The sequence below is a fragment of the Rhizobacter sp. P2_H3 genome, assembly GCF_056403355.1.
Genome location: NZ_JBFUFQ010000111.1, coordinates 1 through 18409 on the forward strand (window position 1 = coordinate 1; position 18409 = coordinate 18409).

18 protein-coding genes and 1 pseudogene are annotated in these 18409 nt (G+C 69.8%); 11 read left to right on the forward strand and 8 right to left on the reverse strand.

Features of this window, described 5'->3' with window-relative positions; translation table 11 throughout:
- From AC1D1T_RS19285 to AC1D1T_RS19300, 4 genes are all read left to right on the forward strand, one after another.
- Window positions 1–276: hypothetical protein (locus AC1D1T_RS19285; RefSeq protein ID WP_477992321.1), on the forward strand; the 276-nt coding region annotated here is incomplete at its 5' end.
- A 5-nt stretch (window positions 277–281) separates the two neighbouring features.
- Window positions 282–542 carry a hypothetical protein gene (locus AC1D1T_RS19290; protein WP_465114580.1) on the forward strand — a complete coding sequence of 87 codons (261 nt, stop codon included), beginning with the start codon at window positions 282–284 and terminating at the stop codon, window positions 540–542.
- 42 nt (window positions 543–584) lie between these two features.
- The gene (locus AC1D1T_RS19295) at window positions 585–1565 is read left to right on the forward strand and encodes a 2-dehydropantoate 2-reductase (RefSeq protein ID WP_477992322.1); all 981 of its coding nucleotides are present in this window, start codon (window positions 585–587) and stop codon (window positions 1563–1565) included.
- An 18-nt stretch (window positions 1566–1583) separates the two neighbouring features.
- Window positions 1584–2198 carry a hypothetical protein gene (locus tag AC1D1T_RS19300; protein ID WP_477825571.1) on the forward strand — a complete coding sequence of 205 codons (615 nt, stop codon included), beginning with the start codon at window positions 1584–1586 and terminating at the stop codon, window positions 2196–2198.
- 14 nt (window positions 2199–2212) lie between these two features.
- Here AC1D1T_RS19300 and AC1D1T_RS19305 read toward each other — a convergent pair whose 3' ends face one another.
- Complete coding sequence (locus tag AC1D1T_RS19305; protein WP_477992323.1) at window positions 2213–3790, reverse strand: methyl-accepting chemotaxis protein; 1578 nt, start codon at window positions 3788–3790, stop codon at window positions 2213–2215.
- Between the two features lie 266 nt (window positions 3791–4056).
- Here AC1D1T_RS19305 and AC1D1T_RS19310 point away from each other — a divergent pair, with 266 nt between their 5' ends.
- Complete coding sequence (locus tag AC1D1T_RS19310; RefSeq protein ID WP_477825573.1) at window positions 4057–6279, forward strand: acyl-CoA dehydrogenase; 2223 nt, start codon at window positions 4057–4059, stop codon at window positions 6277–6279.
- Window positions 6276–6779: a hypothetical protein gene (locus AC1D1T_RS19315; protein WP_477825574.1), complete on the forward strand. Its 504-nt coding sequence runs from the start codon at window positions 6276–6278 to the stop codon at window positions 6777–6779. Before AC1D1T_RS19310 ends, AC1D1T_RS19315 begins: the two co-directional genes overlap by 4 nt.
- A gap of 25 nt (window positions 6780–6804) precedes the next feature.
- On the opposite strand, the gene AC1D1T_RS19320 is transcribed toward AC1D1T_RS19315, so the two are convergent.
- From AC1D1T_RS19320 to AC1D1T_RS19345, 6 genes are all read right to left on the reverse strand, one after another.
- Entirely contained in the window at window positions 6805–7437 is a 633-nt protein-coding gene (locus tag AC1D1T_RS19320; RefSeq protein WP_047507958.1) for a YitT family protein, read from the reverse strand.
- A 50-nt stretch (window positions 7438–7487) separates the two neighbouring features.
- Window positions 7488–8036 carry a Dps family protein gene (locus AC1D1T_RS19325; protein WP_477992324.1) on the reverse strand — a complete coding sequence of 183 codons (549 nt, stop codon included), beginning with the start codon at window positions 8034–8036 and terminating at the stop codon, window positions 7488–7490.
- 569 nt (window positions 8037–8605) lie between these two features.
- A complete protein-coding gene (locus AC1D1T_RS19330) occupies window positions 8606–9745 on the reverse strand; it encodes a branched-chain amino acid ABC transporter substrate-binding protein (protein WP_047507956.1) in 1140 nt (379 codons plus the stop codon).
- 312 nt (window positions 9746–10057) lie between these two features.
- Window positions 10058–10525: a hypothetical protein gene (locus tag AC1D1T_RS19335; RefSeq protein ID WP_477992325.1), complete on the reverse strand. Its 468-nt coding sequence runs from the start codon at window positions 10523–10525 to the stop codon at window positions 10058–10060.
- Window positions 10522–10962 carry a DNA polymerase III subunit chi gene (locus AC1D1T_RS19340; protein ID WP_047507952.1) on the reverse strand — a complete coding sequence of 147 codons (441 nt, stop codon included), beginning with the start codon at window positions 10960–10962 and terminating at the stop codon, window positions 10522–10524. The genes AC1D1T_RS19335 and AC1D1T_RS19340 overlap by 4 nt, the downstream gene beginning before the upstream one ends.
- A 112-nt stretch (window positions 10963–11074) precedes the next feature.
- Window positions 11075–12547, reverse strand: a complete 1473-nt coding sequence (locus AC1D1T_RS19345) for a leucyl aminopeptidase (RefSeq protein ID WP_477828036.1) — start codon at window positions 12545–12547, stop codon at window positions 11075–11077.
- A 26-nt stretch (window positions 12548–12573) separates the two neighbouring features.
- Between AC1D1T_RS19345 and lptF the strand changes: the two genes are divergently transcribed.
- Genes lptF through AC1D1T_RS19370 form a run of 5 tightly spaced genes read left to right on the forward strand, consistent with a single transcriptional unit; the run spans window position 12574 to window position 17368 of the window.
- Window positions 12574–13707 carry an LPS export ABC transporter permease LptF gene (gene lptF, locus AC1D1T_RS19350; protein ID WP_477992326.1) on the forward strand — a complete coding sequence of 378 codons (1134 nt, stop codon included), beginning with the start codon at window positions 12574–12576 and terminating at the stop codon, window positions 13705–13707.
- Window positions 13704–14807: an LPS export ABC transporter permease LptG gene (lptG, locus tag AC1D1T_RS19355; RefSeq protein ID WP_477826925.1), complete on the forward strand. Its 1104-nt coding sequence runs from the start codon at window positions 13704–13706 to the stop codon at window positions 14805–14807. Before lptF ends, lptG begins: the two co-directional genes overlap by 4 nt.
- On the forward strand, window positions 14804–15190 hold the full coding sequence (locus AC1D1T_RS19360) for a sirohydrochlorin chelatase (RefSeq protein WP_477826926.1): 387 nt from the start codon (window positions 14804–14806) through the stop codon (window positions 15188–15190). The genes lptG and AC1D1T_RS19360 overlap by 4 nt, the downstream gene beginning before the upstream one ends.
- 34 nt (window positions 15191–15224) lie before the next feature.
- A complete protein-coding gene (locus AC1D1T_RS19365) occupies window positions 15225–16181 on the forward strand; it encodes a CysB family HTH-type transcriptional regulator (protein ID WP_477826927.1) in 957 nt (318 codons plus the stop codon).
- Window positions 16182–16207: 26 nt separating this feature from the next.
- Window positions 16208–17368, forward strand: coding sequence for a pyridoxal phosphate-dependent aminotransferase (locus AC1D1T_RS19370; RefSeq protein WP_465114592.1), 1161 nt, complete (start codon window positions 16208–16210; stop codon window positions 17366–17368).
- 30 nt (window positions 17369–17398) lie between these two features.
- On the opposite strand, the pseudogene AC1D1T_RS19375 reads toward AC1D1T_RS19370, so the two are convergent.
- Window positions 17399–18409 (reverse strand): annotated as a pseudogene (locus AC1D1T_RS19375) (hypothetical protein); the annotation flags it as partial.

The window sequence follows — 18409 nt, forward strand, 5'->3', positions numbered from 1 at the left end:
GCCTTGCATCGCAACGTCGGCGGCATCGTGAGCCTCGCGGCCGGCGCCACGCACCACTGGGAGTATTTCTTCGACGGCTTCGGCCGCGATGTCGGCGTCGCCGTCGCGGCGCCCAACATCCAGGAGCCGCAGGTCAACGTCGAACTGGTCACGGTCAGCCAGGGCGTCGTCGCCCGATCGAACGGCGAGACCGACGGCATCCACTACACCGTCAACATCCGCAATGCCGGGCCGGTGGCGATCCACTACAACCTCAGCATTGCCGAATGGAGTTGAGCACCATGCACACCGCCACCGTGATCACCGAGGCCGGCCGCGTGGTCGGCGTCCAGGTCGACCTGCCGGTCGGCTCGCGCCGCGTCGGCCCGGTCGCGATGCTGCGCGCCGGACCGGCACAGACGCTGCACCGCATCGACGTGGAGCTGCCCGAATCGCTCGCCACCGCCGACGAGATCGAGCGCTTCCACGCCGGCATCGCGAAGCGGCTGGCCCTGGCCGCGCCGGGCAAGTCGAAGTCAAAACCCCCGAAGACACGAAAGTAGCGCCTGTCGCAGAATGCCCCTTCGTTCAGAGAAGGGGCAGCGATGAAGGTGTGCATCTACGGGGCCGGCGCGATCGGCGGATTCATCGGCGCGCGGCTCGCGGCGAACACGGGCGCGCAGGTCAGCGCGGTCGCCCGCGGCGCGACGCTGCAGGCGCTGCGCGAACACGGCTGGCGGTTGCAGCAAGGCGGCCAGCTCGTCAGCGGGCCGGCCACCGCCAGCGCCGATGCGGCCGAGCTGGGCCCGCAGGACCTGGTCGTCATCGCCGTGAAGGGCCCGGCGCTCGCCGCGGTGGCCGACCAGCTCGCGCCGCTGCTCGCGCCGCACACCGTCGTGCTGCCGGCGATGAACGGCGTGCCCTGGTGGTTCGGCCGCGGCATCGCGGCGATCGGCGACGCTCCGCTCGAGAGCGTCGACCCCGGTGGCCGCATCGCCGCGAAGATCCCGCACGAGCAGGTGCTCGGCTGCGTCGTGCACGCGGCCACCACCAGCCCGCAGCCCGGCCTCGTCGAACACAAGATGGGCCAGGGCTTGATCATCGGCGAGCCCGGCGGCGGCGAATCGGCACGCGCCCGCGAGCTCGGCGCGCTGCTGACGCAGGCCGGCTTCGACGTCACCGTGTCGGCCAGCGTGCGCCAGGACATCTGGTACAAGCTGTGGGGCAACATGACGATGAACCCGGTGACGGCAATCACCGGCGCCACCGTCGATCGCGTGCTCGACGACCCGCTGCTGCTCACGTTCTGCGCGAACGCGATGCGCGAGGCCTCGGCGATCGGCGCGCGCATCGGCTGCGCGATCGCGCAGACCCCGGAAGACCGCCAGCAGGTCACGCGCAAGCTCGGCGCGTTCAAGACCTCGATGCTGCAGGACGTGGAGGCCGGCCGCGGCATCGAACTCGATGCGCTGGTCGGCGCGGTGCGCGAGATCGCGCAGCGCCTGCCACTGCCGACACCGAACATCGATGCGCTGCTCGGGATGACGCGGCTGTTCGGGCGCGTACACGGCCTGTACCCCCAGTAATCCCAACCGGACACCCCCATGACCCACCTTCCCCGCTTCCTCGGCGCCGCACTGCTGACACTGGCCGCCACGTTCGCACATGCGCAGACATCGGCACCGGCCCCGACACAACGCCTGCGCGGCACCGTCGAGTCCTTCGACAACACCACGCTGGTGATCAAGGAGCGCAGCGGCGAGGTGCTGCGCCTGGCGCTGGCCGACACCTTCGGCGTCAACGAGGTGGTGCCGACCGAGCTGTCCGGCATCGCCGCCGGCAGCTACATCGGCACCGCGGCAATGCCGCAGCCCGACGGCACGCTGCAGGCGCTGGAGGTGCTGGTGTTTCCCGAGCAGGCGCGCGGCACCGGCGAGGGCCACTACCCGTGGGACCTGCAGCCGGGCAGCACGATGACCAATGCCACCGTCGCCGACGTCGTCGGACAGGCCAAGGGCCGCACGCTGCGGCTGCGCTACAAGGACGGTGAGAAGACGGTGCTGGTGCCCGAAGGCGTGCCGGTCGTCACCGTGAAGCCGGGCGACCGGGCGCTGCTGGTGCCGGGCGCGAAGGTGCTGGTCACCGCGCAGCTGCGCGACGGCAAGCCGGTGGCGCTGCGGGTGATCGCGGGGCGCAACGGGTTCGCGCCGCCGATGTGATCATGAGGATGTGATCAGGCGAACGCGTGCCGGTCCCCGGTGCGGAACGCCGCGATCACGTCCAGCAGCCCGGCCGCCTGGATCTTCAGGCTCTCGGCCGCCGCGGCGCTCTCTTCCACCAGTGCGGCGTTCTGCTGCGTGCCGGAATCGATCGACGCCACCGCCTGGTTCACCTGCACGATGCCGCTGCTCTGCTCGGTGGTCGACGCGTTGATCTCGGCGATCAGGTCGGTCATGCGGCGCACCTGGGCCACGATGTCGTTCATCGTGCTGCCGGCTTCCGTCACCAGTTTGCTGCCAGCCTCGACCTTCTCGACGCTGGTGCCGATCAGGCCCTTGATCTCGCGGGCCGCCTGCGCACTGCGCTGCGCGAGGCTGCGCACCTCGCCGGCCACCACCGCGAAGCCGCGGCCCTGCTCGCCGGCCCGGGCGGCTTCGACGGCCGCATTCAGCGCGAGGATGTTGGTCTGGAACGCGATGCCGTCGATCACACCGATGATGTCGGCGATCTTGCGGCTCGAMTCGGAGATCTCGCCCATCGTCGCGACCACGCGCTGCACCACCTCGCCGCCGCGGCCGGCCACGTCGGCCGCCGAGACCGCGAGCTGGCTCGCCTGGCGCGAGCTGTCGGCGTTCTGCTTCACCGTCTCGGTCATCTGCTGCATCGAGGCCGCCGTCTGCTGCAGCGCGCTCGCCTGCTGCTCGGTGCGACTCGACAGGTCCTGGTTGCCCATCGCGATCTCGGCCGAGGCCGTCGCGATGCCGTCGGCCGACTGGCGCACCTTGCCGACCATGTCGACCAGGCTGCCGTTCATCTTCTTCAGCGCGGCCAGCAGCAGGCCGGTCTCGTCGCGGCTGTCGACGACGATGTCCGTGCCCAGGTCGCCGGCAGCCACCGCCTCGGCGAGCGTGACGGCGCGCGTCAGCGGCGCGGTCACCGCGTTGCTGAGCAGCCAGCCGAGGCCGACGGCCGCCAGCATCGCGGCGACGCAGGCGGCGATCATCGTGATGCGGTCGCCCGCGTAGGCCGCATCGGCCACCTTGACGATCCCTTCGGCCTGCGCATATTCGTATTCGATCAGTTCGCTGGTGGTCTTCAGCAACGCCGCCAGCAGCGGCCGGCATTCGGCGTTCATCTTCGTGATCGCCTCCTCGCGCTTGCCGTCCAGCGCCATGCCGACGATGCTGAGCGCCACGACGTCGTATTTCATCTCGATGGCGTCGATCTGCGCCACCAGCTCGCGGTCGCGCGCGGTCACGTCGAAGCTGTCGCCCATCGCGGCCTTCAGGCGCTGCATCGCCACCTTGGTCTCCTCGTGCGATTCGGAGACGGCCTTCTTCTCGAACTCACGGTCGGCCGGATCGGTCACCAGCACCAGGTTGCGCGCCGCGATCGCGCGCCGCGTCGCGGCACCGCGCAGGCTGGTGGCCAGGCGTTCGCGCTGGCCGACACCTTCCAGGTAGTTGTCGAAGCGCTCGTTCGAACGGGAGAGCGAGCGCAGCGACAGCCCCGAGACCAGCAGCACGATGGTCGCCAGCACGGCAAAACCGAGCATCAGCTTGGTCTTCACGCGCATGTTCTTGAAGTTCATGAGATTCCCTGAGTCGGTAGGAAGGCTGACCGGATGACACGCCATTGTTCGATGGCGCTGCGTGGCTGCCAATCCGATGCGCGCCGCGTGTGGTGTCGGTCAAGGTCAGGCCCAGCATGAGGGGAAACTGCCTACAACTGCGATCGATGCTCTGGGCGGCGGCCTGGCCTGTGAGCGCTGTCTGACCCGGCAAGCCGGCGCCGTCCGGCAGATTCGCACACCGGCAGGCTCGACCATGGGCCATCTCGTCTGCACGGAGACCCTCGATGGGCCTGACCCCCTTGAACCGCTGGCTCGGCCGCACCGCGATGCCGTTCTTCCGCAAGGCCCTGCCCGCGATGGGCGACACCGAACGGGCCGCGCTCGAAGCCGGCACGGTGGGCTTCGAAGGCCAGCTGTTCTCCGGAAGGCCCGATTTCGATGCGCTGCTGGCGATCCCGCCGAACCGCCTGACGCCGGACGAGCACGCCTTCCTCGACGGTCCGGTGCGCGACCTGATCGGCATGCTCGACGACTTCTCGATCGACACCGAGGGCGACCTGCCCGCCGCCGTGTGGCAGCACCTGCGGACGAAGCGCTTCTTCGGCATGATCATCCCGAAGGAGCACGGCGGCCTGGGCTTCAGCCACCATGCGCATGCGACCGTGGTGACGCGCATCGCGAGCGTGAACGTCGCCGCCGCGGTCACCGTGATGGTGCCGAACTCGCTCGGGCCGGCCGAACTGCTGCTGCGCTACGGCACCGAGGCCCAGAAGGCGCAGTACCTCGAACGCCTGGCCGATGGCCGCGACCTGCCCTGCTTCGGCCTGACCTCGCCCTATGCCGGCTCCGATGCCGCCGCCATCCCCGACCGCGGCGTGCTGACCGAGCGTGTGATCGACGGCCGGCGCGTGCGCGGCTTCAGCGTCACCTTCGACAAGCGCTACATCACGCTGGCGCCGGTGGCGACGGTGGTCGGCCTCGCGTTCCAGGCGGTCGACCTGACGCGCCCCGAGGGCGAGCAGGAACTGGGCATCACCTGCGCGCTGCTGCCGGTGCCGACGCCCGGCATGGAGATCGGCCGCCGCCACCACCCGATGGATTCGGCCTTCATGAACGGCCCGGTGCGCGGCGAGAACGTGTTCGTGCCGATGGACTGGGTGATCGGCGGCGAGCCGCAGGTGGGCCAGGGCTGGCGCATGCTGATGGAGTGCCTGGCGGCAGGCCGCGCGATCTCGCTGCCGGCGATGGGCGCGGCGATGCAGCAGACGGCGCTGTTCGTGATGAGCGGCTACGGGCAGATCCGCGAGCAGTTCGGGCTGCCGATCGCGAAGTTCCACGCGATCGCCGCGCTGCTCGCCCGCACCGCCGCCGACCTGTACGCGACCGACGCGGCCCGCCGCTACACCGCTGCGGCACTCGATGCCGGCCAGCGGCCGAGCGTCGCGAGCGCGATCCTGAAGGTGCACCTGACCGAAGCCGGCCGGCGCGCGGTGATCCACGGCATGGACGTGCTGGGCGGCAAGGGCATCATCTCGGGGCCGGGCAACCTGCTCGGCGCGGCATACCGCCAGGCGCCGATCGCGATCACGGTGGAAGGCGCCAACATCCTGACGCGCTCGCTGATCATCTTCGGCCAGGGGGCGGTGCGCTGCCATCCGCACGTGCTCGACGAGATGGCTGCGGTGCAGGCGAACGACGAACAGGCGCTGGGCGCGGCGCTGCTGGCGCACGGCCGCCACGTGCTGCGCAACCTGGGCGCCAGCCTGGTCGGCGCGCCGCTGCGCGGCCAGGTGCCCGAGGGCCTTCGGAAAGAAGCGCGGCTGATCGCCCGCGTGTCCGCCAAGTACGCGTTGACGGCCGACCTGGCGATGGGCCTGCTGGGCGGCAAGCTCAAGCGCATGGAATTGCTGTCTGCCCGGCTCGGCGATGTGCTGGCGAACCTGTACCTCGCATCGGCCAGCGTGTGGCGCTACGAGCGCGAGGCCGACCCGGCCCTGCTGCCGATCGCGCGCGCGGCGATCCGCGTGCAGCTGGACCAGGCCGCCGCGACGCTGCGCGACCTGTACGCCAACCTGCCCTCCGGCCTGCTGCGTGCGCTGGCGCCGCTGCTGCTGAACGGCACGCGGCACCTCGCCCCGCTGCGCGACCGCGACCTGGTGGCGCTGGCCGAATCGCTGCGCAGCGAACCGGCGGTGCTGGCGCGCCTGTGCATCGATGTGGGTTCGCCGCGCAGCGGCGGCCTGCGCGACCTGCGCAACGCGCTCGACCAGGCGCGTGCGCTCGGCGACGAAGCCGGCGAACTGAACCAGGCCTTGCGCCATTCGCGTTCGCTGGAGGATGTGGCCAGCCATTCGCGCAACCCGGCGGCCGCGCTCGCCTACCTGCGCGCGGCGGCCAGGGTGATCCAGGTCGACGACTTTCCCGGACCGGCGCGGCCTGTGGCGCCGCGACCGCCCGTCCCATCCGCCGCGGCCATCGCGGTGCCCGATCCACTGGAGGTGCCATGAGCCAGAACACCGTGAACCCGACTGCTGCCAACGCCGTCTCGAACCCGATCCGCAGCGACGGCGTGCTGCCGCCCGAGAACAAGGTCTTCCTGGCCTTCCGATCGGCCGACGACCTGCAGGGGGCGCTGAACGCCCTGCTGGACGAGAACTTCCTGGAAAGCGACCTGCTGGTGTTCTCGCCGCAGCAGATGGCGCGGCAGATGCGGACCAACATCGCCCATGCGGGCGTGCTGGCCTCGATCGGGCAGGACCTGAACCTGCTGAAGACGCACCTCGCGCTGGCCGAGCAGGGGCACGGCTACGTGGTCGTGCTGTGGCCGAAGAGCGACCACGAGGAGTTCATCACGCAGGTGGCACGCGAGCACAACGCGGCGCGGGCGCAGAAGTTCGGGCACCTGATCATCGAGGAGCTGATCGAGCCGAGCCCGGGCCAGCAGCAGCACTTCGAGTCGCCCGATCGCGGGCTGGACCGCGGAGCGGAACACGAGAGGCAACGCTGAGCGCGCGGTTCACGGCACCGCCGGATCACAACACGGCGTAGCGCCCCGGCTTGTGGTTGACCGCGATGAACAGGTTCATCACGATGGCCGCGAGCACCGACCATGCGACGCGCGACGGTTCGACCACCGTCAGCGCAAGCAGCACGACGCTGCAATCGACGCCCATCTGCACCTTGCCGGCCCGCCAGCCGCGTGTCTGCTGCAGGTACAGCGACACGATGGTGGCGCCGCCCAGGCTGGCGCGGTGGCGAGCGAGGAACAGGCAGCCCGAACCGAGCAGCAGCCCGCCGAGCACGGCCGCATAGGCCGGGTGCAGGCGCTCGATCGCGAACAGCTGGGGCGACCAGTCGGTCATCAGCGACAGCAGCGTGATCGCGATGAAAGTCTTCAGCGTGAACTCGCGGCCCATGCGCCGCCACGCGAACCAGTAGAACGGCAGGTTGATCGCGAAGAACAGCTTGCCCAGGCCGATGCCGGTCGCGTAGTGCAGCACGAAGGCGACACCCGCGGTGCCGCCGGTCAGCAGCCCGACCTGCGCGAACAGGATCAGCGCCAGCGAGACGAACAGCGTGCCGGTGAAGATGGCCTGCGCGTCCTCGAACAGCGTGTGGCGCTGGAGCGGCGGCGGGGTTTCGGAGGAGGCAGCGGGGGTGCTCATGGCCCCCGATGTTGCAACAAGCGTGCCGCCCACGCGAAGCCTGAAGACCTTCAATGCCCGCTGCTGTCGCCCGAGCGGCCGGCCTCGAACAGGAACCAGGTGCGGCGCTCGGTCTCGTCGATCCACACTTCGATCAGGCTGGCGGTGGCGATGTCGTGGTGTTCGTCGCAGACGCCGTGGGCCTCGCGCAGTTCGGCGACCAGCGTCTTGTTGTCCTCGCGGAGTTCGGCGAGCATGTCCGACGGCTCGACGAACTCGGCGTCGTTGTCGAGGATGCGCTGCGAGCGCGCGATGTGGCCGATCGAGCGCAGCGTGCTGCCGCCCACCTTGCGCACGCGTTCGGCGATCGGGTCGGTCATCGCGTAGAGCTGGTCGGCCTGCTCGTCGAGCATCACGTGGTAGTCGCGGAAGTGCGGGCCGCTCATGTGCCAGTGGAAGTTCTTGGTCTTCAGGTACAGCGCGAACACGTCGGCCAGGATGCCGTTCATCGCGGCGGCGATGTCGCGCGTGGCGCCGGCCTTCAGGTCGGTCGGCGTGACCAGCGGGGCGCGCTGGCGTTCCTTGGCGCTGCGTGCCGGGGACGGGGCCTTCTTCTTCATCGCGAATCCTTCCGTGGAGTGTTCGCGCAGCATAGCGTTGTGCTGATTTATTCGCCTCCTTCTGAGGGGGCAGGCTTCTGTTCTTTCGTGGCGCGTGTTCGGAGCGGCCGGGGCAGGCTGTGGGGGCTCGGCTGGGGCGGTCGGCCCTGGCGGGCCGACTGCACGRAGAAGCTCGGCTTCGGGGGTGCATCGGCAAACTCCCGCCACTCACTTCGTTCGTTGTGGTCAAACACAGCCGATGAGTCAGTCTACGAAGCGCGCTGGCGCGCGCCACCCCCGAARCCGATCTTCTCCGTCGCCCCAGAAGTCGCCCCCACAGCCTGCCCCGGCCGCTCCGCCCACGAACCGCGAGTGTTCGTCGAGCTGGCCGAGCCGCGCAGCCCGGGTGACTACCCGGGCATCAATTCCCACTTGTTCGCTTGTCATAGCCGCAGGAGCACGGCGGTGGCTGCAAGGCGCGTGGGGGAGGCCGGCGCGCCAYGGCCTCCCCCACGCGCCTTGCCGCACAGCACAACAAAAAAGGGACGCCTCGCGGCGTCCCTTCTGCATGGCAGTGAACGAAAGACCGATCAGCGCACCACGGCGATCTGCTCGCGCTTCTCACCCTTGTAGGTGAAGAGCGTCAGCGCGCCGTTCTTGACGTCACCCTTCTCGTCGAACGAGATCGTGCCCGTCACGCCCTTGTAGCCGTCGGTCTTGGCCAGCACCGGCAGGTACTTGGCCGGGTCGGCAGAGCCGGCCTTGACCATCGCGGCCACCATCACGTTGACGGCGTCATACACGTACGGCGAATAGATCTGCACCTCGGTGTTGAACTTCTTCTTGTAGTCTTCACGGAACTTCTCCATGCCGACCTTCTGCGTGCCTTCGACACCACCGGCTTCGGCGCAGACGACCTGGCCGTCACCCATCGCGCCGGCGGCCAGCTTCGGCAGCTCGCCCGAGCAGATGCCGTCGCCACCCATGAACTTGGCGTTGATGCCCAGCTGCTTCATCTGGCGGATCATCGGGCCGGCCACCGCGTCCATGCCGCCGTAGAACACCACGTCCGGGTTCTTCGACTTGATCTGGGTCAGGATGGCGGTGAAGTCGGTCGCCTTGTCGGTCGTGAACTGGTGCGAGACGGTCGTGCCGCCCGCGCCCTTGACGCCCTTCTCGAACTCGTCGGCCACGCCCTGGCCGTAGGCCGTGCGGTCGTCGATGACGGCGATCGACTTGCCCTTCAGCTCCTTGACCGCATAGCGGCCCAGCGTGCCGCCCAGGTGCACGTCGTCAGCCACCACGCGGAACGTGGTCTTGTAGCCGTTGCGGGTGTACTTGGGGTTCGTCGCCGACGGGCTGATCTGCGGAATGCCGGCGTCGCTGTAGACCTTGGAGGCCGGGATCGACGTGCCCGAGTTCAGGTGGCCGATCACGCCGTTGACCTTGGAGTCGACCAGCTTCTGAGCGACGGCCGTGCCTTGCTTCGGATCGCCGGCATCGTCTTCAGCCTGCAGCTCGAGCTTGACCTTCTTGCCGCCGATCGTCACGCCCTTGGCGTTCAGTTCGTCGATGGCCATGCGCGCGCCGTTCTCGTTGTCCTTGCCGAGGTGGGCAATGCCGCCGCTCGTCGGGGCCACGTGGCCGATCTTCACGACTTCCTGGGCGGACACCGCACCGGCGAACAGGGTGACGGCAGCAGCGACCAGGACATTGAGTTTGTATTGCATGCAAAAACCTCCGGGGTTTGGGAAAGACTGGATAACGGGTGAGGAGTCAGCCTCAGCGGGCGCAACGTTACCCCAAAAAAAACCGCCTCCATTGCGGGAATCCTCGGGTCTGGTTGCGCGATGTCCTCAAGGGATCAGGGGTTGGGCTCGCTGTGACATGGCGACACAACGAGCAAGTTCCGGGCCGCGTTGATAGGGTAAACGACAGCCCCCCAGTCGCTGCCGCTCCTGCCCCCGAGGGGCGCCACGCCAGGGGCCCGGCAAAGCCGGTTCCCCGGCGCGTTGCTTGAGGGGGTCTTCGCTGCGCTCGACCTATCGGCCGCCGCGGGTGCGCTGCAGCTCTTGCGCGACGGCGCGGGTGACGATCTCGCGCAGCGTCGTCGCGAGCTCGTTGCGGGTGTCCCGGATCAGCGAATCTGCGATGCGCGCGAGCGTCGGGGCCAGCAGTTCGCGCAGCTTGTATTCGAAGACCAGGTCGAGCTGGCGCTGCACGTCGGTGAGCACGCGCTGGACGATGACGTCTTCGCTGAGCGGGGCCGCGGCAGCAGCAGCGCGAGGCGCCGGCGGTGGCGGCAGCGGCGGCAGTTGTGGTGTCAGTGCAGCCGGCGCCGTGGCCGCGAACGCCGGTGGCGCGGGCTGCGCGATCGGCGCAACAGGCGCGCGCGGCGGCGGTGCTTCGACCACCTCGGCCACCGGCGGTGGCGCACTGCGGGCACTCGGCACGACCTCGGTCAACACCGGAAGCCGATGCGGCGGCTGTTGGCGCGGCGTCGTGCTCACCCGCCCTCCTGCGCGACGTCGTGCCGCACGATCGGGTAACCCCGGTCGGTGTAGTGCTTCCAGCGCGCCCGGCCCGACGGGCGGTCATCGCCGTCGCGCGAGACCAGCTCGATCACGCGCTCGAAGCTCTCGAAGCCGTCGGCAGGCGCTTCGCCCAGGTTCAGCAGCACCTCGTGGTGCGGCGCATCGGCCACCTGCTCGACCAGCCACACCGGCGTGTGCGCAAGCCGCGGCGCGATCGCCTGGCCAGCGCGTGCATGCACATGGGGCACGAAATCGGTGGGTTCGAACACCCACAGCTGCTTGTCGAGGCGCCCGAGCACCGGCGCGGGGCCTGCGACCACCACGCGTGCACCGCGGCGAGTCGCCTTGCGCAGCAACCTGCACGCATACGACAGCCTGTCGGGCACGTTGAAGTGGAAGCTGACCTCGGTCATGTGAGCCCCCCAGTCGCTTCGCTCCTGCCCCCGAGGGGCGCCTCCCCTCGGCCCGGCAAAGCCGGATCCTGGGGAGTGGCTTGATGGAGCGGCGTGGCGCGGGCCCGTGACATCACTTTGCCTGGGAGAGCACGAACTGGGTCAGCAGCGGCACCGGCCGGCCGGTCGCGCCCTTGGCCGCACCGGACTTCCAGGCCGTGCCCGCGATGTCCAGGTGCGCCCAGCGGTACTTGGCCGTGAAGCGGCGCAGGAACATCGCCGCGGTGATCGCACCGCCGGCACGCGGGCCGACGTTGCCCATGTCGGCGAAGTTGCTCTTCAGCGCCTCGTCGTATTCCTCGTCCAGCGGCATGCGCCAGGCCGGGTCGAGCGCGCTCTGGCCGGCGGCCAGCAGCTCGGCGGCCAGCGCGTCGTCGGCGGTGAACAGGCCCGAGTTGTGGTGGCCCAGCGCGATCACGCAGGCGCCGGTCAGCGTCGCGATGTCGACCACCACCGCCGGCTTGAAGCGCTCGGCGTAGGTCAGCGCATCGCACAGGATCAGCCGGCCTTCGGCATCGGTGTTCAGGATCTCGATCGTCTGGCCCGACATGCTGGTGACGACGTCGCCCGGCTTCACCGCGCGGCCGCTGGGCATGTTCTCGCAGGCCGGGATGATGCCGATCAGGTTCAGCTTCGGCTTCAGTTCGGCCACCGCGCGCAGCGTGCCGAGCACGCTCGCGGCGCCGCCCATGTCGAACTTCATCTCGTCCATCTCGGCGGCCGGCTTGATCGAGATGCCGCCGGTGTCGAAGGTGATGCCCTTGCCGACCAGCACGATCGGCGCCTGCGTCTTCGCGGCACCCTCGTAGCGGGCGACGATGAAGCGCAGCGGCTCGTCGGAACCCTGCGCGACCGCGAGGAACGAGCCCATGCCGAGCTTCTCGACCGCCTTGCGGTCCAGCACCTCGACCTTCAGGCCGTGGTCCTTCGCGAGCTTCTTCGCCTGCTCGGCGAGGAAGGTCGGCGTGCAGTGGTTGCCCGGCCGGTTGGCGCATTCGCGTGCCAGCTCGACGCCGGCACCGATCGCCTCGCCGACCGCCAGGCCCGACTGCACCGCCTTGGCCTGCGCCTTGTCGCACACCAGCGTCAGCTTGGCGATGGCCGAGGCGGCCGGCGCGCTGGGCTTGGTGTGGCGGTAGACGTAGGTGGCGTCGCCGGCCGCGGCGACCAGCGCCTGCGCATGTGCCGCGCCCAGCTCGCCGGTGGAGGCCAGCGCGACGGCCACGTGCTTCGCGCCGCCGCCCTTCAGCTGGGCCAGGCCGTTGGCGACCGCTGTCTTGAAAGCCTTCGCGGTGCCCGAGGCGGCCGCGGCGACCACCACGCGCGGCGCCTTCACGCCGGCCACGCGGTGCAGGTACAGCGCCCGCCCGGCCTTCAGCGCGAAGTCGCCCTGGGCAATCGCCTCGTTGATGGGGGCCGCGAGCTTCGCGTCGAGCACCGCATCGACGGTGTTGCCGCCGGCGGATGCATCGACCACCACGAGCAAGGCGTCGGCCTGCAGGGTTGCCAGGGCGCCGGAAGAAGAAACCTGATGTCTGAAGTCCATAATGCGAGCCAGTCCAGAATCCAACGATGTTATTCGATTCCTCCCTGCGGCGAGACCTCGCCCGCACATTCGGCGCCACGCTGGTGGTGATCCTCACCATCGTGCTGACGATGATGCTGATCCGCACGCTGGGCCAGGCGGCGCTGGGGCGCATCGCCCCGCAGGACGTGGTGCTGCTGCTGGGCTACGTGGCGCTCGCCCAGCTGCCGACGATGCTCAGCCTGTCGCTGTTCATCGCCACCGTCTCCACGCTGACCCGCATGTACCGCGACAGCGAGATGTCGATCTGGTTCGCCAGCGGCGTCGGGCTGTCGCGCTTCGTGCGGCCGGTGCTGCGCGTGAGCTGGCCGGTGCTGCTGGTGGTGGCGCTGCTGGCGCTGTTCGTGTGGCCGTGGATGAACGCTCGCAGCGCCGAGTTGCGCGAGCGCTTCGAGCGCCGCTCCGACCTGTCGCGCGTCGCGCCCGGGCAGTTCCAGTCCTCGCGCGACGGCCGCCGCACCTTCTTCATCGAGCGCGACAGCGAAGACGGCCGCACCGGCCGCAACGTCTTCATCCTGACCGCGCAGGCCGACAAGGAATCGGTGACCTCGGCGCGCAGCGGCCACATCGAGAACACCGACGACGACCGCTACCTGGTGCTCGACAGCGGCCAGCAGAACGAGCAGAACCTGCGCAGCGGCGACAAGACGCTGGCGCGCTTCGAGACCTACAAGGTGCAGGCCGGCGACCGCGTGCTGAGCAGCGCGACCGCGCCGCCGCCGAAGGCCCTGCCGACCATCGACCTGATGAGCGAGCCGACGCCGGCCGCGCAGGGCGAGCTCACCTGGCGGCTCGGCCTGACGCTCGGCGCGGCCAACCTGCTGCTGCTGGCGATCGGGCTGTCGGCCACGCAGCCGCGGCGGGCCAGCAACTGGAACCTGCTGTTCGCGCTGCTGAGCTTCGTCGTCTACTACAACCTGATCAACCTGTCGCAGGCCTGGGTGGCCGGCGGCAAGGCCGGCATGGGCGCGATCCTCGTGACGATGCACGGCGGCGTGCTGCTGCTGGCGATGGCCCTGATCTGGTGGCGCGACAACGGCACGCACTGGAGCCTGCGGCGACGCCACGGCAACAACGGCGGCGGCCTGAAGCAGCGCATGCAGGAGGCCTGCAAGAAATGAGGACGGTGCGCCGCCTGCTCTACGCCGACATCGTCTCGTCGGTGGCCTTCGTCGCCGTGGCCTTCCTGTCGCTGTTCTTCTTCATCGACTTCGTCGACGAGCTGGGCAGCATCACGAAGACCTACACCGCGCTGCACGCGGCGGTGTACTCGCTGCTCGAGCTGCCGGGCCACCTGTACGAGCTGTCGCCGATCGCGGTGCTGATCGGCACCATCTATGCGCTGTCGCGCCTCGCGCAGTCGTCCGAGTTCACCGTGCTGCGCACCGGCGGGCTGGGCCCGGGGCGTGCGCTGTTCCTGCTGACCGGGCTGGGCATGGCGTTCGGCCTGCTGACCTTCGTCGTCGGCGACTACCTCGCGCCGCTCAGCGAGCGCGGCGCGGCGCAGCTGCAGGCGCGCTACAAGGGCGGCTTCAGCCTGGGCATCACCGGCGCCTGGCTGAAGGATCACCGCGTGACGCCCGACGGCGAGCGCTCGTACTCGGTCAACGTCGGCAGCGCGGCGGCCGGCGGCGAGCTGCTGAACATCCGCATCTTCGAATCCGACGGCAACGGCCGGCTGCTGCGCCGCATCAGCGCGGCACGCGGGCGCGTCGGCAGYGACGACAACTGGACGCTGCAGGACGTGAACCTGACCGACTGGCAGGATGCCGCCAGCGGCGGGCTGGTGCACGCGCAGCAGCTGCCGGTCTACACCTGGCCGAGCACGATGCCGGCCAACGTGGTGGCCGCCGCGGTGCTGCCCGAGGGCTCGATGTCGACGCTGGAGCTGTTCCGCTACATCACGCACCTGTCCGACAACGAGCAGACGGCGCAGCGCCACGAGATCCAGTTCTGGAAGCGCGCGCTGTACCCGCTCGCCTGCCTGGTGATGGTGGCGCTCGCGCTGCCGTTCGCCTACCTGCATGCGCGCGCCGGCGGCGTCAGCCTGAAGGTGTTCGGCGGGATCATGCTGGGCATCAGCTTCGTGCTGCTGAACAACGTCGCGGCGCACCTGGGGCTGCTGCAGAACTGGACGCCCTGGATCGTGGCCGCCACGCCGAGCGCGATCTACCTGATGCTGTCGCTGGCCGCCTTCAGCTGGCTCGTGAGGTACCGGTGACCCGCGGACTGCTGCTGTTCGCGCATGGCGCGCGCGATCCGCGCTGGGCCATCCCGTTCGAGGACGTGGCCGAGCGCGTGCGACGCGCGCATCCGGGCGTGCCGGTCGCCCTCGCCTTCCTCGAGTTCATGACGCCCGACCTGCGCGAGGCCGGCCGCCAGCTCGCCGCTCAAGGCTGCAGCCGGGTCGACGTGCTGCCGCTCTTCCTTGGCGCCGGCGGCCATGTGCGCAAGGACCTGCCGGAGCTGATGGCCGAACTCGCCAGCGCGCACGCCGGCGTCCGCTGGCAACTGCACCCCGCGGTCGGCGAACTCGACAGCGTCATCGCCGCGATGGCCGCCGCCGCCGGCCAGCTGCTTCGCGCATCCACAGACACGAAGTGATTTAATCCGGGCAATCCACAGATTGCCAAGGAATATGAACCTGCACCAGTTCCGGTTCGTCCAGGAGGCCGTTCGCCGCAACCTGAACCTGACCGAGACCGCCAAAGCGCTGTTCACCTCGCAGCCCGGCATCTCCAAGGCCATCCTCGAACTCGAGGACGAACTCGGCGTCGACATCTTCGCGCGCCACGGCAAGCGGCTGCGCCGCGTCACCGAACCCGGCGTCGAGGTGCTGAAGTCGATCGAGGTGATCATGCGCGAGGTCGGCAACCTGAAGCGCATCGGCGAGGAGTTCTCGAAGCAGGACGCCGGCACGCTGTCGATCGCCACCACGCACACGCAGGCGCGCTACTTCCTGCCGGAGCCGGTGGCCCAGCTGCGCAAGCGCTTCCCGAAGGTCAACATCAGCCTGCACCAGGGCGCGCCGGCGCAGGTCGCGCAGATGGTGATCGAGGAGGTGGCCGACATCGGCATCGCGACCGAATCGCTGGCCGAGCACGACGAACTCGTGACCCTGCCCTGCTACGAATGGCAGCACGCGGTCGTGATGCCGGCCGGCCACCCGCTCGCGCAGCTCGAACGCATCACGCTCGAGGACCTGGCGCAGCAGCCGCTGGTGTCGTACCACCCGTCGTTCAGCGGCCGCACGCGCGTCGACCAGGCCTTCGCCGCGCGGAAGCTGAAGCCGAACATCGTGCTGGAGGCGATCGATGCCGACGTCATCAAGACCTACGTGCGCCTGGGCATGGGCATCGGCGTGCTGGCCGAGATCGCGGTGCGCGACGACCCGCCGAACGGCGAACTCGTCTCGCGCCCGGTCGGCCACCTGTTCGGCGCCAACGTCACCCGCGTCGCGTTCAAGCGCGGCGCCTACCTGCGCAACTTCGTCTATGCGTTCGCCGAGATGCTGTCCGACCGCCTGAACCGCGGGCTGATCGCGCGCGCGATGAGCGGCGATGCCGCCGACGCCGGACACGATTACCAGCTCTGAGATCCACCAGCCCTGATCCACCCGCCATGACCACCCTGCGAACCCCCACCATCGCAAGCCGCCTGCCGCAGGTCGGCACGACCATCTTCACCGTGATGTCGGCCCTTGCGCAGCAGCACGGCGCCGTCAACCTCGGCCAGGGCTTCCCCGATTTCGACGGCGACCCGCGGCTGCTCGATGCGGTGAGCGGCGCGATGCACCGCGGCCTGAACCAATATCCGCCGATGACCGGCGTGCCGGCCTTGCGCGAGGCGGTGGCCGCGAAGATCGCCACGCTGTACGGCCATGCGTACGACCCCGGCACCGAGATCACGATCACCGCCGGCGCGACGCAGGCCATCATCACCGCGGTCCTCGCGATCGTGCACCCGGGCGACGAGGTGATCGTGCTCGACCCGTGCTACGACAGCTACGAGCCGAACATCGTGCTGGCCGGCGGCACCGCGGTGCACGTGCCGCTGACGCCCCGCACCTTCCGGCCCGATTTCGAGCGCATCCGCGCCGCGCTCTCGCCGCGCACCCGCGCGATCATCATCAACACGCCGCACAACCCGAGCGCCACCGTCTGGACCGCCGCCGAGATGCAGCAGCTGGCCGAGCTGCTGCGCCCGACCGACGTGTTCGTGATCGCCGACGAGGTCTACGAGCACATGGTGTACGACGGCCAGCGGCACGAAAGCGTCGCGCGCCACCCGGAGCTGGCCGCGCGCAGCTTCATCGTCTCGAGCTTCGGCAAGACCTACCACGTGACCGGCTGGAAGGTCGGCTACGTCGCGGCGCCCGCGCCGCTCACGGCCGAGTTCCGCAAGGTGCACCAGTTCAACGTCTTCACCGTCAACACGCCGGTGCAGCACGGGCTGGCCGAGTACATGGCCGACCCGGCGCCCTACCTCGAACTGCCGGCGTTCTACCAGCGCAAGCGCGACCTGTTCCGCGCCGGGCTGGCGGCCACGCGGCTGAAGCTGCTGCCGAGCGCGGGCAGCTATTTCCAGAGCGTCGACTACTCGGCCGTCAGCGAGCTGAGCGAGGAAGGCTTCTGCCGCTGGCTGACCACCGAGATCGGTGTCGCGGCGATCCCGGTGTCGGTGTTCTATGCCGGCGGCTTCGAGCAGAAGCTGGCGCGCTTCTGCTTCGCGAAGAAGGACGAGACGCTGGAGCGGGCGCTGGAGCGGCTGGCGAAGCTGTAGCCTCCCGTTCGCCCTGAGCCTGTCGAAGGATCAGCGGGACCCACGCGCCTTGGGGTTGCGGGTGGTGTCGAGCTCGCTCAGTTCGCTGAGGTCGAAGTCGAGCCCGGGGCGCGAGTCGGAGGCATCGCGCAGCGGTGCGCCCGGCCCCGACAGCCGGGCCGGGTCGGTGGAGATGTCGAGATCGAGCGTGAGGCGCTCGACCTCGGGTGGTGGCGGCGCTGGGTCGCTGTGCAGCGGCATCGGCGCGGAATCGGGCCTCACCTCCGCGGCGGACAGGTCCAGCGTGATGTCGAAGCCCCCCTCCATCGGCAGCAGCAGGTCGACGCCCTCGGGGCGCACGTCGCGCTCGGCCAGGTCGCGCGCGATGCCGTACAGGAACAGCAGGTCGCGGTAGGCCGGCACGTCGAACGGCGGGCCCTGGTTGCGCCGGAACAGCGCGCCGTCGAGCGTGGCCATCGCTTCCGCCGGCGCCGACCACAGCGATTGCACGCGGGCCAGCAGCTCGGGGAAGCCCTCTTCGAGGTCGCGCTCCTTCGACGGGTCGTGCTCGTCCCACTCGATCGCGTAGGCGTTGAAGCGCCGGTTGAAGCGCTCGCGGATGCGGTCGTACGGGTCGCGCTCGCCGCGGCGGCGGTAGATCTCCATCAGCTTCAGGTACGGCAGCGGGCTCACGCCGCCGGTGCTGCGCACGTGGCCCATCAGCAGGTCGACCGCCGCATCGTCCTGCCCGAGCACGACGAAGAACTCGACCTGCTGGTCGAGGTCGATCAGCTCGTCGGCCGACATCGGCCGGTGCGGCTCCAGTGATTCGGGGTCGAGGTCGGACCGGGTCTCCCGCGACAGCGTGGCCTGCATCGCGGCCACGGCGCGCGGCGTCAGCGTGACGTCCATCGGCTGCGTCGGCATCGGCGTGCCGGGCCGCTTGCGCACCGGGGGCGGCGTGTCGACCAGCACCGCGCCGCCGCCGGACGGATCGGGCGACATCGCCGCCGGGATGGTCTGCGGCGCCTCGGCCGGCGCGGCGGCCGCGACGGGCGCGGG